This is a genomic window from Fontibacillus phaseoli (assembly GCF_003337355.1).
Classification (GTDB): Bacteria; Bacillota; Bacilli; order Paenibacillales; family Paenibacillaceae; genus Fontibacillus; species Fontibacillus phaseoli.
Genome location: NZ_QPJW01000011.1, coordinates 54,704 through 69,175 on the forward strand (window position 1 = coordinate 54,704; position 14,472 = coordinate 69,175).

Genomic DNA, 14,472 nt, shown 5'->3' on the forward strand with positions numbered 1-14,472 from the left:
ATTTTTCCCGTACACGGTGTTGTCGAGAAAAAGCTTTACGCAAAAGGCTACTGCATAATTGGTTGCTGCCGAGAAGCTGCCTAGATCTGGTGATACTTAGGCAGGCTGCCGCTGCCGCCGGACCCGCATCCTAAGGACGGCTGCGCATTATCCCGGGATGAAACCCTGCCGAATGTGGCATAGTAAAACAGCGAGAAGCGCATCGAGCTTGCAAAGGAGGATCTTAATGGAGAATTTGCATGAGTTCGTCGAGAAAATTCACGACAAGCAGGAGAAGGACGAACGCAACCGAAAGCAGGGCAAAGGATCGCCTTCCGACCGCCTTCCGACAAAACAGCACGGGACCAAGAGCTAGGGACGAAATCCCGACTTGAACGAAATGGCGTTGCTGCCAAAACGACAGGAGCCGCCCCCGAATTAAGCCGGGCAGGCGGCTTTCTGTTTGCTGTTAGCCAGGATCATCCGTTAGTGATCATAAAGATCCCTTCCGGAGATGTATTCATTGGGCACGTCGCTTCCCGGGGAAGGATTGTTCTTAATTTGACTCAGCCGTCCGGCACGGCCTTCCCCGCCGTTGCCTGTGGCGGCATTTTGTCCGTTGCTGCTTCCGTTTCCGACACGCCGGTTATGCTTTTCGCGCTTGCTCGTCATGGTGGAACCCTCCCGATGTCTACTGTGCTGTGCTGTCCCCATCCGGATTCAGCTTGATCCTAGCCTTTGACGGAGAGAACGATTTTATTCTTACGGATAACGGCGCGCTGTGGATGACACTGGCAATAGTGGGGTTGGTGGTGCTCTTGTTGGTGCTCTTGTTGGTGCTCTTGTTGTTTCTTGTTAAAAACTCTTAACGGCGCGATTTATAGCCCTGTAGTTGGTAGAACGGTTAAAAGCACTGTTACTGGCACCCGCCTTCATGGGCCTGAATATATAAAACGATTCCTAATCATAGTTGATATATTTGAAAATTAAACGGCCTCCTATAATGTAATTATCTAAATATAAGGAGGCTGTTCGGATGCCAATTACGTTTAGACATTATACGAATTCTCCGGGAGTCACCGAGGACTCCGACCGGATCAGGAATTTTTTGATTACTTTGGGAACGGCTGAATTTACTTATGCCCGCTGGGATTGGATGATCACGCATACCTCTCTCGACCAGTCGGCTGTGGGCAAAATAGGGATGTGGGAACATCGCGGTGCGCTCGTTGGAGTAGCGACTTTCGATTGCCAGCTTGGTACGGCCTATTGTCTAACGCTACCTGCTTATTCTTCTTTGAAAAAAGAAATGCTGCAGTATGCGGAAGATCATTTTGCGAAAAACGGCGAGTTTTCCATCGTGATTGCGGATACGGATTACGATTTTCAGCAGATGGCGGCTGAACTCGGTTATATCGCCACGAAGCATCGGGAGAACGACTCCGTGTTTTATCCGGATGCCACGCCTGTTCAGTATGAACTTCCTCCCGGGTTTACGCTCACGGGACTGGATGAATCCCTCGATTTGTTTCAATACGGACGCGTACTATGGAAAGGATTCAATCACGAGTTGAACGGTGAGGGCGAATACCTTCACACACCAGAGCACGAACAAGCCTTGAAAGCCGAAATGCTGCGGCCCCATGTGGATTTAAAGCTCAAGGTGGCGGCAATCACTTCCGACGGAAATTTAGCGGCCTATTGCGGTATGTGGTACGAACCGGAGGTCGGCTACGCCGTAGTCGAGCCGGTGGCAACCGATCCCGCCTTCCGTAAACAGGGCCTCGGGAAGGCCGTCGTATTGGAGGGAATCCGCCGGGTTCATAGCCTGGGGGCTAAAACCGTTCTTGTCGGCTCTTCCCAAACGTTTTACTACCGAATCGGCTTTCGACCCTATGCATCCGCTACCTTGTGGAGAAAAAAATGAGAGAGGGCCGATCGGCCCTCTCTCATTTTCATTCGCATTCACATTTTAGGAAAAAAGAAGGTGGTCCCCCCTCACCTACTCCTTAACCGTCACCGTAACCGGCGACCATTCGGCGATCACGGTTTGACCGTGAACGGATACGCTGCCTTCCGGGGTAAGGTCTTTTTCGGTCATGATGCCGAGCGCGATCGTGAAGCGGTTGAATTTGACCGGAACCCTGCTCTCCCGGCGGATTTCCGTACCGTTTACATAGAAGATAACCTCATCGGTCCCGCGGTTATAGGTGATTTTATAAGTATTGAATTCCCGTGCGTTGAAATCCGTATCTTCTTTGAACACGCAAAAATATTTCGTCTTATCGCTATTCGGCACTTCTACGCCAGGGAAAGGCAGCACCGCGTAAACGCTGGCATACTTGTCGTTACCCGCAAAGAAATCAAGCGCCGCGCCGGTCGTGAAGTCCAGCAAGTTCAGCGATACATAGCCGTCATACAGGTCGCCGGGCGCCGTGTTTTGCGAACGGGCGCGGATCTGCAGTTCAAAGCTGACTTCGCCGGATTCCGGGACTACGACGTCCTCCACGGAATAATACATATGCTTGGCATTGTCCAAAATTTGAATTTGATGATTCTGACGGCTGAGCGGGGCACGGCAGTATAGAATTCCGTTGCGAACGATAACTACCGCCTCCGGCTCCCGGTATTCCCAAAAGGATCCGTCAGGCAGCGGGAAACCGCCTATTTTCCAAACTTGTCCTTCATTCAATATCGTATGGAAATCACCGAATACTTTTTGTTGTTCCATCTATCGTTGTCCTCGCTTTCAAGTAATGTGAATACACACAAAAAAATATCTTTAATCGGTACATATAAATTAATACTCCTCACATTTGAATAAAACCTTGCACCAGCAGCGCCGCTATCATAACCAACCCGCAGCGGATGGAGGCTTGCAGAGACGCACCCATCAGCGGCAGATAAGCCGCGGAAGGATTGTGCTCTTTTAACCGTCCGTATACCCGGTATAGGGGAATGATCGTAAACAGCGCCAGCAGGGAGTAAAGCGGCAGGATTCCCGTCACCGCGCATAGAATTAGGAAAATGTAGGCCAGAAACAATAGCGCCTTCGAGAAATGCAGCGCTCTTCTTTCGCCCCAGACGACGACCAGCGTATTTTTGCCGGCCTGCTTGTCCGCCTGCCAATGCAAAAAGTGGTGGTTGAACAGCACTAGCGTCGTCAGCAATCCGATCGGCATCGAGAGCAGCAGTGATTGGTAGCTAATATCTCCGGTCTGCACGTAATAGGCTCCCATTACCGGGAGCACGCCGAAGGACAGCAGGATCGCCACTTCGCTGAGCCCTTGGCCACGGTACCCGAACCGGATCGGCGGAGCCACGTAAAAGTAAGCGATCAAGCCGCCTAAACCACCAAACACAAACACAGGCCAGCCGCTAAATAAGCTCAAAACAACACCGCATAGAACGGCCAGTCCAAGCAGCGACCAGGTAATCGCCGCAAACGTACGCTCCGGCATCAGACCGCCCGACAAAAAGCCGGAGTTCGTCGAGATGACCTCCGGCGTCTCTTTGGCCGTTACGTCGGCCCCATTGCGGTAATCCCATAAATCATTGATCATGTTCGAGAACAGATGGGCCGCTCCCGCGCCGATCAATGTAATCACAAACAGCACCGGGTGGAAAACGCCTTTCCACATAAAAGCCCCCAGTGCACCAAGAAATACAGGAACCAACATCACGGGAATGACCTGAAACCGGGATGCTTTCCTAAAAGTTGTCCATATATTCACCCGTCGATTCACGCTCCCATGTCCTATAGTGTGTTAAAAATATCACACTTTAATTATACATGATCTTTTTCAGATTGAACCGGGAAATTTTTAGATAGCCATGAACTGGACTAAGGTCCAGTCTTTTACTTCCCCAGAGACCGAAGATACGGCGCCGCTTTTATTGTATGCTGTGAAAAGATGATTACATAGACGAAGGAGATTTGATCCACATGAACAAAAAAACCTGGCTCGGTCCCGTACTGATCCTGCTCGGCGTTTACCTGTTCTTCTTCCGCAAGGAAGCCATGAGCTCGGGCTCGCTCATCGGCCATTTCTGGCCGACGCTATTCATTATCCCCCTGGGACTGTTTTTCCACTGGCTGTACTTCTCCCTGACGGAACGGAGAGCCCTCGGACTTCTCATTCCGGGTGGAGTCCTGTTTACCGTTGGACTGGTGTGCCAACTATCCACCCTGTTCGACAGCTGGCAGTACCTCTGGCCCGGCTTCATTCTGGCCCCCGCCGTCGGTCTGTTCGAGTTCTACTGGTTCGGAAACCGGAACAAATGGCTGCTGATCCCGATTAACATTTTGGGCGTGCTATCCCTGCTGTTCTTCGCCGTATTCTCGTTCGGAACCTTGTATAACAAAATGATTTTAGGCCAACCGCTGCTGGCGATTGCCCTCATTATAATCGGCGCTGGTGTCATGATTGCCCCGAAAAAGCGGCGCTTCTAGGATCAAGAAACTCCAGCGGGGATTTTGAAGGTTCTTCTCCAGAAGTGAGAATAGGGCCTTAGGACCTCCTACCTCAAGCGGGGACCGGTGCATCCAAGCATATTACGGAACATTCCCCAGAAGCCGGACGTGTCGCATTTTTGCCGACATGGTCCGGCTTTATATTTTGGGTTATAGCTAATCCGCCGCTTGACATTCCTGCTCCCTCTTTCTATAATCAAATCACAAATAGTCAACGTTGGATATTCAACGTCAAGTAAAGTAACTTTCTTGCCAAAATTGCTGAAGGAGAAACCTTGTGACCAATCTAATTATATTAGCCTTACTTCGCGACCGTCCCATGCACGGATACGAAATTCAGCAGCTGATTCAGACCAGCCGGGTGGACACCTGGGCCAATCTATTGTCGGGATCGATCTACTATGCTTTGAACAAAATGGAGCAAGACGGACTGATCCGCACGGAAGCGGAGGAACGAACGGGGGCGAGACTACGCAAAATTTACGCCATTACGGAAACCGGAGAAGACATGTTTCAACGGATGGTCCGCGAAGCGTTGACGCTGAATCCTCACTCGGTAAAATCGGATTTCTCGCTTGCGCTGAGTTGGGTGGAAACTGTTCCGAAGGAAGAAGCGATACCGCTCCTGCGGCAAAATTTGCAACAAGTTGAAGAAACCTTGGCATTTTGGAAAATCGGCCGCGAACTCAAGGGAAACCACGGCGCCCTGAACGCCTTTGCGGAAGCTTCCTTCGATAACGCAATGGCTCTGCTGCAACTGGACATCGATTACTTGAACCGAATCATCGGCTTATTGGAACAATCCTGATATTTTCTTTTTTCTCAATACGACGTATTTTGTACTCCATACACAGACAAACTTCAAAAATGTCCACCTAAAAGTGGACACAACAAGATTTAGCTACATCATAGAGAAATTCCTATATATGGTGAGTTTCGAGCAACCTGCATCTACATTTTGATTATTTCCTAGACTGGGAATATTACTCTTTTTGAGAATGATGTCCATCATTTAGAAGACATTTTTTTGGATTTTTCCACGCTAGGTGGACAACTAAATGTTGATTTTCATAGGGGAGCAATATGCTTTCCAGTCTTGGAGTAATAGCTTTCGAGTTTTGGAGCAATAAGCTTGCTTACGTGGTTTATCTCTTTTTTTACCCCAATATCCAACATTGGATATATAACGTTGGTCAAAGGAAGATTTTATGATGACAATATCGACTCTGTTAATCGAAGCTAAACAATTGGTCAAAAAGTATGGGCAAAAGCACGCCGTAGATGGCCTAAGCATGAAAATCCGTGAAGGAGAGGTGCTGGCCATTATCGGCCCAAACGGGGCGGGAAAATCGACGACCCTCGATCTTCTTCTTGGACTGCGCCGTCCCGACGGAGGGTCGGTAAGCTACTGGTGCGCTGAACCGCGCCGTCGTATCGGCGTTCAGCTTCAAAGCACCCCTTTCTTCCCCGGCTTTAACGCCAAGGAGAATATGGCCATGTTCGCCGCGTTTTCGGGGTAAGGCTTGCAGACCGCGACATACTAGGTCTGCTTGAGCGGTGCGGACTTGGGGACGCGGCGAAGACCCATGCGGAACGGTTGTCGGGAGGACAACAGAAGCGGTTGGCCATCGCCATGGCGATGGCGCACGACCCGCAGCTTCTGTTCCTCGACGAACCGACCGCCGCCCTTGATCCGCGGGCGCGCCGCGAGGTCCGCGAACTGATTACGACGCTGGCCGAAGGAGGCACGTCCGTGGTGTTCACCTCCCACGATATGGAGGAGGTCCACAAGCTGGCCACGCGGATCATCATGATCTGCGGCGGCTCCATCATCGCCGACGGCACGCCGGAAAGCCTGCTGGCGGAATACCAGGCAGGCGATCTGGAAGATTTATATATCCGGTTATCCCGGAATAAGGAGGAATAACTTCGATGTATACGATTTTTAAAACGATGCTGCTCGGTATTGTCAGGGATGCCCATACCCTGTTCTGGACGATTTTGTTCCCGATCGCTATGCTGTGCGGGCTGGGTCTATATTTGGATCATCCGGGCTATTCGGAAAGACTGCTATCCGGTGTCCTCACGATGAATGTATTGTTCGGTTCGACAATGGTCACTGCGTTCAACGTGATGGCGCACCGCAACCGCGGCGTTTACAAACTGCTTCGGACTACCCCTTCTCTACCGCCGCATTTATTGCGGCCATGACGGGTGCCCGGACGGTGCTGACCTTGGTCGTGAGTGCATGCATCCTGATCACCGGTACGCTACTGTTCGGGTTCGGTCTCGGCCTAACGAACCTGCTAGGCATCCTTCTGGTGCTGCTCATCGGCTCGGTCTGCTTCACGGCGGTCGGCTTTCTTGCCGCCAACCTGTCCCGGGACGAGAGCAACGTCAACATGATCTCCAACCTGATCAGCTTTCCGATGCTCTTCACCAGCGAAGCTTTCTACAGCCTGCAGCATGCGCCCGAATGGGTACGGGTCTTCGGGCAGCTTCAGCCCTTCCACTATTTTGTGCGGGCTATGAACACCGCCGTTACAAGGCCCGGTGTCTTCTCCACGGATTTGTGGACCGCGCTGGCGGCCCTAACCGGATTCGCCGTTTTATTTCTGGCAACCGCTACCTTCACCTTCCGTTGGGACTCCGAGCGGACGTCCCGGCGCAGCCTGACGTACAGAGCAAAGCGGCACAGCAGCATGTAGGCCTGGTGCTTTTGTGCTTTTATGTTTCTAATGCTTCTGGCGTTTTAACGTAAGACATCCCGCGCCCATGGCTGCCGCGTGGAGGTTAACGTCCTGCCCGTCTCAATGGCCTCCGCCATGAGCAGGCTCAAATATTGATCCTGCGAGGCTTCCGCTAGACTGTAGAAGGACGGTCCGCCCTCAGCGTACTTCGCCATGTTCCGCAGGCAAACCGCCATGGCGATCTCCTCGTCGCTCAAACGGGCGGCCGGAAAAGGATTCCGGTACACCCACTCGGAACCGGCAAGGATGCCCTCATGACAGTAACCTTCCAGGTTCCCGTCCTGTCCGGCATCTATCCTGCGGAGTTCCAGGGTAATGGGGGTCCGGTAATCTTTGAGGTAACGGATTTCCCGCCCCTCCAGCTCGCCGCGATGGCCCCGGACGAGAATCCGATGACGGCGGATCCAGGAAAAGTACTGGTCATACGTGAAGTCAAACAAAGCGCTGCGACCACCGAAACGCAGCAGGGCCAAATCCTGCCTGGAGTCGGCCAATGCCTCCTTCTGCGGCAAGCCATAACGTCCCGGCCCTTGCATCAAGGGCGTCACAATTCGCTCCCCGCTGATTTCCGCTTCGTCAAAGCCGACCCCGAGCAAATGGCGGATCAGGCTGATCCCGTGGTACCCGTGGCCCGCCGACACCTGAACATGGGACACGCCGCCGAGCAGCCCCGAGCGGACAACCGCCAGCCTCGCGGCATGCATCGGCTGATGAATGAACTGTTCGGCCACCTGAACGCGGCCGACCTCACCGACGCTGTCGTATAGCCGGAGCAGTTCATCGAGGCTTACTCCGGGCGGCGTCTCTGTCAGCACCGGAATATCCAGACCCGCCAGCCTGTCAATATACTCGGCCGCCACGCTGCGGGACAGGGACAGCACGACAAAGGAAAAATTGCGGCGTTCGAGGAACCCTTCGAGATGGGTGGTCGTTTTTATGCCCCAGCGTTGTTCCGTCTCGCGCCCCTTAGTTTCATCGCGCATCCAAATTTCACTGACTTCAAACTCGTCGGGAAGCGCCTGCGCGATCCGCAGATAAAATTCGGCGCGCCAGCCCCCGCCCATAATGCCGAAGCTGATTTTTTGACTTTCCTTTTCCTGTTGCTCCTCGTGCATGTTCTCCATCTCCTCTGCTTTCTTTCAAAACCGTCAGTAACCCTATCCCTTTATTTTACTACAAAAAACCGGGCAACCGCATCCACAGCGGTCTCCCGGTTTCGTATAGTTACATCCATTTGTAATATAACGTTTTAACACTTACATCGTAATCAGAACGGCAAGGCCCAGTACCGCAATGCGCACCAGATTGGTGAGCACGAAATTTTGCACCGACAACGCGAACGTAAATTGTTTGGTCGGCTTCTCGGTGAAGGCCCGGATATTTTTGCTGACCGGAATCAGGGTCAATAAGGCCAATACCAGAAGAATCGGATTCACGCCCAGGAAAAACAAAACAAGGATATCCGCATAAGCCGCATAATACAAAATTCGGAACAACTGTAACGCATGCTTGCGGCCGATATAGACAGGCAAGGTGTACCGCTTGTTCTCGATATCTTCCTCCAAATCGCAAATGTTGTTGGCCAGCATAATGTTCGCAATCCCGAGGATGGCGGGAATCGAGACCAAGAAAATGAGCAACACCTCCGTAAGCTGAACCTGAAGCATCACGGTCCCACTTTCGATTTTCAGGGAGGCGAGTCGGTCCCCCACATGAATATAAGCGGAAATAAACATAATGACGAACCCCATGAACAGACCGGAAAATATTTCACCCAGCGGCATGCGGGAAATCGGGATTGGCCCGAACGAATACAAAATTCCGACTGCAAACGATAATCCGCCGAGCAGCAAAATCAGCCAGCCGGTTTCCAGGAACAGGACAATGCCCGCTCCTATCGCCACTACCAGCAAAATAACTATGATAGCGACCACTGCGCCGGGGTTCATCTTGTAGTTAACGATCGCGTTATGGATCTCATAGCCGTAACCGTGCTTTTTGGAAGCTTTTTTGTAATCGTAATAGTTGTTGATCGCGGTTGTTGCCATATCAAAGCTTAGCAGCGAAAGCAGCATTAAGATAAAATGTCCTGTCTGGAATTCATGAAAGCGAAATAAAGCATAAATCGTGCCCAACAAAAAGGGAATCATGCTGGCCGCTTTCGTCTGGATCTCCACCAACTTGAGGAATTTTCGTAACGCCATCTCCATCATCCTTTTGCAATATCTTAAAAAGATGATATCTAATTTTTTAAGTAAATTCTGTCTTAAAAGTCCTTGACAAACGGGGCATCCAGTGATGAAAAAGGGAGAGCACGCGACGCATGTCCTCATCTGATGCGTAAACATGATAATTGGAAAGTTATTCAACACCTTTTTAAAAAAATAAAGGATATTTATCTAATTATGTAGAATGAAAAATAGGTATTAAGTACTGTACCTCATATCTCCTACTCACCATCATCTATCCAATACTCTTACCACTTTTGGGCTATAGGGGGATCCCCAGGTATGACGCAAAAGAGATATTCGTCTCTGCTTCTGCCTGCTGTATTTCTGGCAGGACTAGCGCTCGCTCTGTTTTGCGAGTATCACGAGTTGCACTTGATTTTCGGACTGTCGCTGACCTTTACCAATATTGCCCTGCTGCTGCTCATCCGTTGCTATGGAATTGCTTACGGCCTTTCTGCCGCTACTTTCGTATATGCCGTATCCATTTTCCTATGGGACAAGCCGTATTTCCAGGTCATATCCCTGCTGGAATTAGTGGCGCTCGGCCTGCTAATGCGCTGGACCAAACGGGACCGGATGTTCCTGGCGGACGGTTTGTTCTGGCTGCTGATCGGTTGTCCTGTCATCCTGGTGGTCTACTATTCTACATACCATGCGATAACGATCGAGCTTGGATTGATGATCATGATTTCAGCGGCCAACGGGTTGTTCAACGTATTGTTTGCGGATATTTTGTTAAGATACTTGCCGAAACGTCAGTTCAAAAGAGGAACCTCATTACAGCAAAGCCCGCTTTATTTCAGCAAGGTCCTCTTTCATATCATGATTATCTCTATCGCACTTCCCTTTTTGTTCTATATAGTCAATAACAGCTGGAATACATATGCCTCGGTAACGAATTATTCGCTTCAGCTTGCCTCTAACACCGGCAGATCCTTTTCGGAGGAGATTCGTAATTGGGATCCCAATACCCTTACCCATGCTTTAGCTCCAAACACCTCCGAAGCCGGGGAACTGCAAAATCTAACCCGGCGATACGCTTCCGACAACCAGTACCGGCTCATCATTACCGGTCCTGAAGGAGATGTCATCGCAGACAGCGGCAACGGCGGCGATGCCGCTGCGTTGGCCGGCTCGGTACCCGCCAGATCGGACTATGTGATCCGGGACAATTTTTTCTTAAGCATGGCGGTAAAGACTCAACGGATTCTGCCTGATCGGGAATGGCATGACGCCAATTACATATATAACGCGGATCTAAGTCCTTTGCCTCTCCGGTTGACGATTCTGATCCCGATGCAACAATATCAGCAACAGATATATAAGCAATACCTGGGACAATTCATGCTCGTCCTGCTTTTCTTCTTCTGCGCAGCCGTAGCCGGTCATATTATGAACCGCCGGCTACTACAGAGTTTAACCCAATTGACGGAACTGACGACCAATCTTCCGGGGAAGTTATTTTCCGAAAACAAGACGGATTGGCCGAAAAGCCGGATTTACGAGATCCGCTCGCTCATCCGAAATTTCCGGGAGATGTCGAACAAGCTGGTACATATGATTCAAGATTCACAACAAAACAACCTGTTGCTCAAAGAGCAAACCAACCGGCTGCAACACTCGGAAAAAAAGCTGCACAGCTTGGCCTATTACGATGAATTAACCGGGTTGCCCAACCGGCTTCATTTCCTGGAGTACACCAAATCGTTGAACCTGGACAACCCGGACAGCAACTTGCCTTTTGCCGTCATGTTTGCCGACTTGAACCGCTTCAAACAAGTCAACGACACCTTGGGTCATACAGTGGGCGACCGGCTTCTGAGAAAAGTCGCACGTCGTTTCTCCGGGATCGTCTCCGAGCAGTGCAAGGTGTTCCGGTTAAGCGGCGACGAGTTCCTGTTTGTCCTGCATTATGAAGATATTTCGGATGTTCAGCGGATTGCGCAACACATTTGCGATTGTCTTGATGAGCCTTTCGATATCAACGGAAGGTCCTTGTACATGTCCGTCAGCATCGGCATCAGCGTATTTCCGTTTGACGGGGGCGAGATGGACATCATCATGCGGAACGCGGACATCGCCATGTATGTCGCTAAGGAGCAAGGCGACGGCTTCTATCATTTTTATGACAGCCTGATCGAAAATCAGCGCGCGGAAAATATGCAGCTTGAAAATGATCTGAAAAGCGCGCTCCATGGCGAGCAATTCACGTTGTACTATCAGCCGAAGATCGGTGCGGAAAGCGGAGACGTGATCGGCGCCGAGGCGCTGATTCGCTGGATGCACCCGGAATACGGCGTGGTTTCTCCCGCGAAATTCATTCCCTTGGCGGAGAATTCGGGCATCATTCTGGACATCGACGAATGGGTGCTTCGCGAAGCCTGCCGCCAAAACAAAGTCTGGCAGTCCCAGGGGCTTGCCAAATTCCCCGTAGCGGTGAATATCTCTGCGCGGCATTTCTTTCAAAGCAACCTCGTTCCTTTGATTACTCGGGTTCTTAACGAAACGGGCCTGGAGCCGGAATGGCTTGTCCTTGAAATTACTGAAGGCACGCTGATCCGCAACGTCGAATACGGTGTCCAAATCATGGAGGACCTGCGCAAGATGGGCATCCATATTTCGATGGACGATTTCGGAACCGGTTATTCTTCACTCAGCCAACTGGACCGCCTGCCGATCAGCGAAATGAAGCTGGACCGCTCCTTCATCCAGGGCCTGATGGATGACTCCAAAAAATCGTCCATCGTCCGCGCGGTGATCGAACTCGGCCATCATATGGATCTCCGGGTCGTAGCCGAAGGGATTGAGTCGCCGGATGAGCTCAATTATCTGACCGAATTGGAGTGCGACCAGTTCCAGGGATATTATTTCAGCAAGCCCTTACCGAGCACCGAGTTTTCTAAATTCGTCCAGCATTGGGACGGCTCCATGCTGGCAAATTAACCGCCTGCCTGAAGGCCCTTTTGCAGGGTTCAGTTTGCGACTCCCTATGGGATAAGTTACAATGCATACATACAGCCTGACACAAATTTACATATGGAATGCGGGGTTGGAACAATGGGTTCGTTTCAAAGAGAAGACCTCATCGGTTCGTTGATTTTCCTTCTTATTTTAGTGATCGTCGCCTGGATCAATTTGCGCAAAATGAAAACGGGCGCCTATGATTTCAAAGCGCTCCGCAAGCGGGGGTTGATGTGGACGGAAGTCGCCATCGTACTGTTCTTTATGCAATTTATTTTGCGCAAAGGAGATAACCGGTTTCTGCTGGTGCTCGGGATGGTCGTGCTGTTTGCAGCCAGCCAGTGGCTGGGCGCGATATATTATGATCGGAAGAGGAAAGAGCAATAATAAGTAATCTAACCATTTTAATATTGCAAGCAAGTGACGAAGAACGTCTTGATCCCCTCTAAAAAGAGGTGGCGCCGAGACGTTTTTTTTATATTTTAAGGAGGGATGTTAAAAATGGGTTTCGAGACAGTACATACTTCTTTTGTTGAATACCATTTGCAGAGGAGGACAGGAGAACGTAAAGGCCGCTTGGCCCGGGGCCACCGGGAAGCCGAGAAATTGTTCTGCGCCAACATTTGGTGGCCGCTTCGAAAGGATTTTTCCGGACTGCATCCGGAATTCGAAGTCCTTGATTGGCGCGGGCTTTCCTATTTCTGCGATTTCGTGTTCCTCTCCGGACAGATTAGGCTAGTTATTGAGATCAAGGGATTCGGCGCCCATGTAAGGGATATGGATAGGCAAAAATACTGCTACGAATTGAACAGGGAAACTTTTTTGACCGCACTAGGATATCAAGTCATCTCTTTTGCATACGACGATGTCGCCCATCGCCCCGAATTATGTATTACCTTGCTGCGAATGGTGCTTAATCGCTACCAACCGGAAATATCTTCTCCAGCCAGCGTCAAAAGTGTGGCGGAACGGGAAATCATCCGATTGGCCCTCCGGCTGGCCAGGCCTCTGCGCCCGATTGATGTAGTGGACCATCTGACCATGAACCATCGAACGGCGGTGCGAATTTTGCATTCACTCTGCACTAAAGGCTTATTTACCCCTATCACTGGCGAAGAAGGCAAATACGTCGTGAAATACGAACTCCACCCAAGTGCCGTGCAGCAATTATAGTTTGAGTTGAGTGGGATTGGTGGGGGTGGTTGGTGGGGGGAGTCGATAGCATTAAAATAGATTACGGTAAACTGGCTGCGATGAATGATGGCGTTTGTCAGATTGCGCTGGTTGGCGCTAAGTTACATGATTGGCGTCCATTAGATTGCCTGGGTTTGAGCTGGATTACTATCGGATTGGTGAAATACTGCAATAATACATCATTTCAGTCACTTTGCTTATCAACCAAGGGGTTTTGCTGCAAAAATACATCATTCTGCCTGCAAAACTCCTAATTTTATCATTCTGTCGTGAAATTCCTGCACATTTGCAGTATTTACTCTAGTTCCAGAGGAATTAAGCGAAATAAACTGCACTTTTGCAGCAATATATTGGCCTAGCTGAATCAGTTGATCTAGCTTACCTAGTCAACCTACTGAATTAGGCTAACTTAGCTGCTTTTTCTACAATAAACATAGAAAGTGACTCTAGAATAGGGGACGGATATAGGCCTGCTTTATATAAATTGAAACTAGATTGCGGTTGGCCTATGTGTTGATTGACTTGTAGTCGATTGGTTGCGGTGGATTGACTTGTAGTCGATTGGCTTATGGTGGATTGGCTGCGATGAATGATGGCGTTTGTCAGATTGCGCTGGTTGGCGCTAAGTTACATGATTTGCGTCTATTAGATTGCCTGGGTTTGAGCTAGATTACTATCGGATTGGTGAAATACTGCAATAATACATCATTTCAGTCACTTTGCTTATCAACCAAGGGGTTTTGCTGCAAAAATACATCATTCTGCCAGCAAAACTCCCAATTTTATCATTCTGTCGTGAAATTCCTGCACATTTGCAGTATTTACTCTAGTTCCAGAGGAATTAAGCGAAATAAACTGCACTTTTGCAGCAATATATTGGCCC

The 14,472-nt window shown here is 50.1% G+C and carries 16 protein-coding genes; 11 read left to right on the forward strand and 5 right to left on the reverse strand.

Features of this window, described 5'->3' with window-relative positions; translation table 11 throughout:
* Window positions 1-226 precede the first annotated feature (226 nt).
* Entirely contained in the window at window positions 227-355 is a 129-nt protein-coding gene (locus DFP94_RS20140; protein WP_114498282.1) for a DUF4023 domain-containing protein, read from the forward strand.
* 110 nt (window positions 356-465) lie between these two features.
* Here the strand turns inward: DFP94_RS20140 and DFP94_RS20145 are convergent, their stop codons facing one another.
* Window positions 466-651, reverse strand: a complete 186-nt coding sequence (locus tag DFP94_RS20145) for a hypothetical protein (RefSeq protein WP_114498283.1) — start codon at window positions 649-651, stop codon at window positions 466-468.
* Between the two features lie 364 nt (window positions 652-1,015).
* On the opposite strand from DFP94_RS20145, the gene DFP94_RS20150 reads away from it, so the two are divergent.
* Entirely contained in the window at window positions 1,016-1,906 is an 891-nt protein-coding gene (locus DFP94_RS20150) for a GNAT family N-acetyltransferase (RefSeq protein ID WP_114498284.1), read from the forward strand.
* Window positions 1,907-1,981: 75 nt separating this feature from the next.
* On the opposite strand, the gene DFP94_RS20155 is transcribed toward DFP94_RS20150, so the two are convergent.
* Together DFP94_RS20155 and DFP94_RS20160 are read right to left on the reverse strand one after the other, a co-directional pair.
* Window positions 1,982-2,710, reverse strand: coding sequence for a DUF6081 family protein (locus DFP94_RS20155; RefSeq protein ID WP_114498285.1), 729 nt, complete (start codon window positions 2,708-2,710; stop codon window positions 1,982-1,984).
* A gap of 79 nt (window positions 2,711-2,789) precedes the next feature.
* Window positions 2,790-3,659 carry a prenyltransferase gene (locus DFP94_RS20160; RefSeq protein ID WP_342768269.1) on the reverse strand — a complete coding sequence of 290 codons (870 nt, stop codon included), beginning with the start codon at window positions 3,657-3,659 and terminating at the stop codon, window positions 2,790-2,792.
* Between the two features lie 266 nt (window positions 3,660-3,925).
* On the opposite strand from DFP94_RS20160, the gene DFP94_RS20165 reads away from it, so the two are divergent.
* From DFP94_RS20165 to DFP94_RS26185, 6 genes are all read left to right on the forward strand, one after another.
* Window positions 3,926-4,432, forward strand: a complete 507-nt coding sequence (locus DFP94_RS20165) for a hypothetical protein (protein WP_114498287.1) — start codon at window positions 3,926-3,928, stop codon at window positions 4,430-4,432.
* 298 nt (window positions 4,433-4,730) lie between these two features.
* A complete protein-coding gene (locus tag DFP94_RS20170) occupies window positions 4,731-5,261 on the forward strand; it encodes a PadR family transcriptional regulator (protein ID WP_114498288.1) in 531 nt (176 codons plus the stop codon).
* Window positions 5,262-5,661: 400 nt separating this feature from the next.
* Complete coding sequence (locus DFP94_RS26170) at window positions 5,662-5,973, forward strand: ATP-binding cassette domain-containing protein (RefSeq protein WP_281269515.1); 312 nt, start codon at window positions 5,662-5,664, stop codon at window positions 5,971-5,973.
* A gap of 26 nt (window positions 5,974-5,999) precedes the next feature.
* Entirely contained in the window at window positions 6,000-6,380 is a 381-nt protein-coding gene (locus DFP94_RS26175) for an AAA family ATPase (RefSeq protein WP_281269517.1), read from the forward strand.
* A 5-nt stretch (window positions 6,381-6,385) separates the two neighbouring features.
* Window positions 6,386-6,664, forward strand: a complete 279-nt coding sequence (locus tag DFP94_RS26180; protein WP_245955000.1) for a hypothetical protein — start codon at window positions 6,386-6,388, stop codon at window positions 6,662-6,664.
* Window positions 6,661-7,161, forward strand: a complete 501-nt coding sequence (locus DFP94_RS26185) for an ABC transporter permease (protein WP_245955002.1) — start codon at window positions 6,661-6,663, stop codon at window positions 7,159-7,161. The genes DFP94_RS26180 and DFP94_RS26185 overlap by 4 nt, the downstream gene beginning before the upstream one ends.
* A 44-nt stretch (window positions 7,162-7,205) precedes the next feature.
* Here the strand turns inward: DFP94_RS26185 and DFP94_RS20185 are convergent, their stop codons facing one another.
* The gene (locus DFP94_RS20185; RefSeq protein WP_114498289.1) at window positions 7,206-8,318 is read right to left on the reverse strand and encodes a Gfo/Idh/MocA family protein; all 1,113 of its coding nucleotides are present in this window, start codon (window positions 8,316-8,318) and stop codon (window positions 7,206-7,208) included.
* A gap of 141 nt (window positions 8,319-8,459) precedes the next feature.
* Entirely contained in the window at window positions 8,460-9,407 is a 948-nt protein-coding gene (gene menA / locus DFP94_RS20190; RefSeq protein ID WP_114498290.1) for a 1,4-dihydroxy-2-naphthoate polyprenyltransferase, read from the reverse strand.
* Window positions 9,408-9,713: 306 nt separating this feature from the next.
* Here menA and DFP94_RS20195 point away from each other — a divergent pair, with 306 nt between their 5' ends.
* The 3 genes from DFP94_RS20195 to DFP94_RS20205 all read left to right on the forward strand — a co-directional run bounded on the left by DFP94_RS20195 (window position 9,714) and on the right by DFP94_RS20205 (window position 13,568).
* Window positions 9,714-12,377 carry a putative bifunctional diguanylate cyclase/phosphodiesterase gene (locus DFP94_RS20195; RefSeq protein ID WP_114498291.1) on the forward strand — a complete coding sequence of 888 codons (2,664 nt, stop codon included), beginning with the start codon at window positions 9,714-9,716 and terminating at the stop codon, window positions 12,375-12,377.
* 114 nt (window positions 12,378-12,491) lie between these two features.
* Window positions 12,492-12,782, forward strand: a complete 291-nt coding sequence (locus DFP94_RS20200) for a hypothetical protein (RefSeq protein WP_114498292.1) — start codon at window positions 12,492-12,494, stop codon at window positions 12,780-12,782.
* Window positions 12,783-12,896: 114 nt separating this feature from the next.
* Window positions 12,897-13,568, forward strand: a complete 672-nt coding sequence (locus DFP94_RS20205; RefSeq protein WP_114498293.1) for a DUF559 domain-containing protein — start codon at window positions 12,897-12,899, stop codon at window positions 13,566-13,568.
* Window positions 13,569-14,472 lie beyond the last annotated feature (904 nt).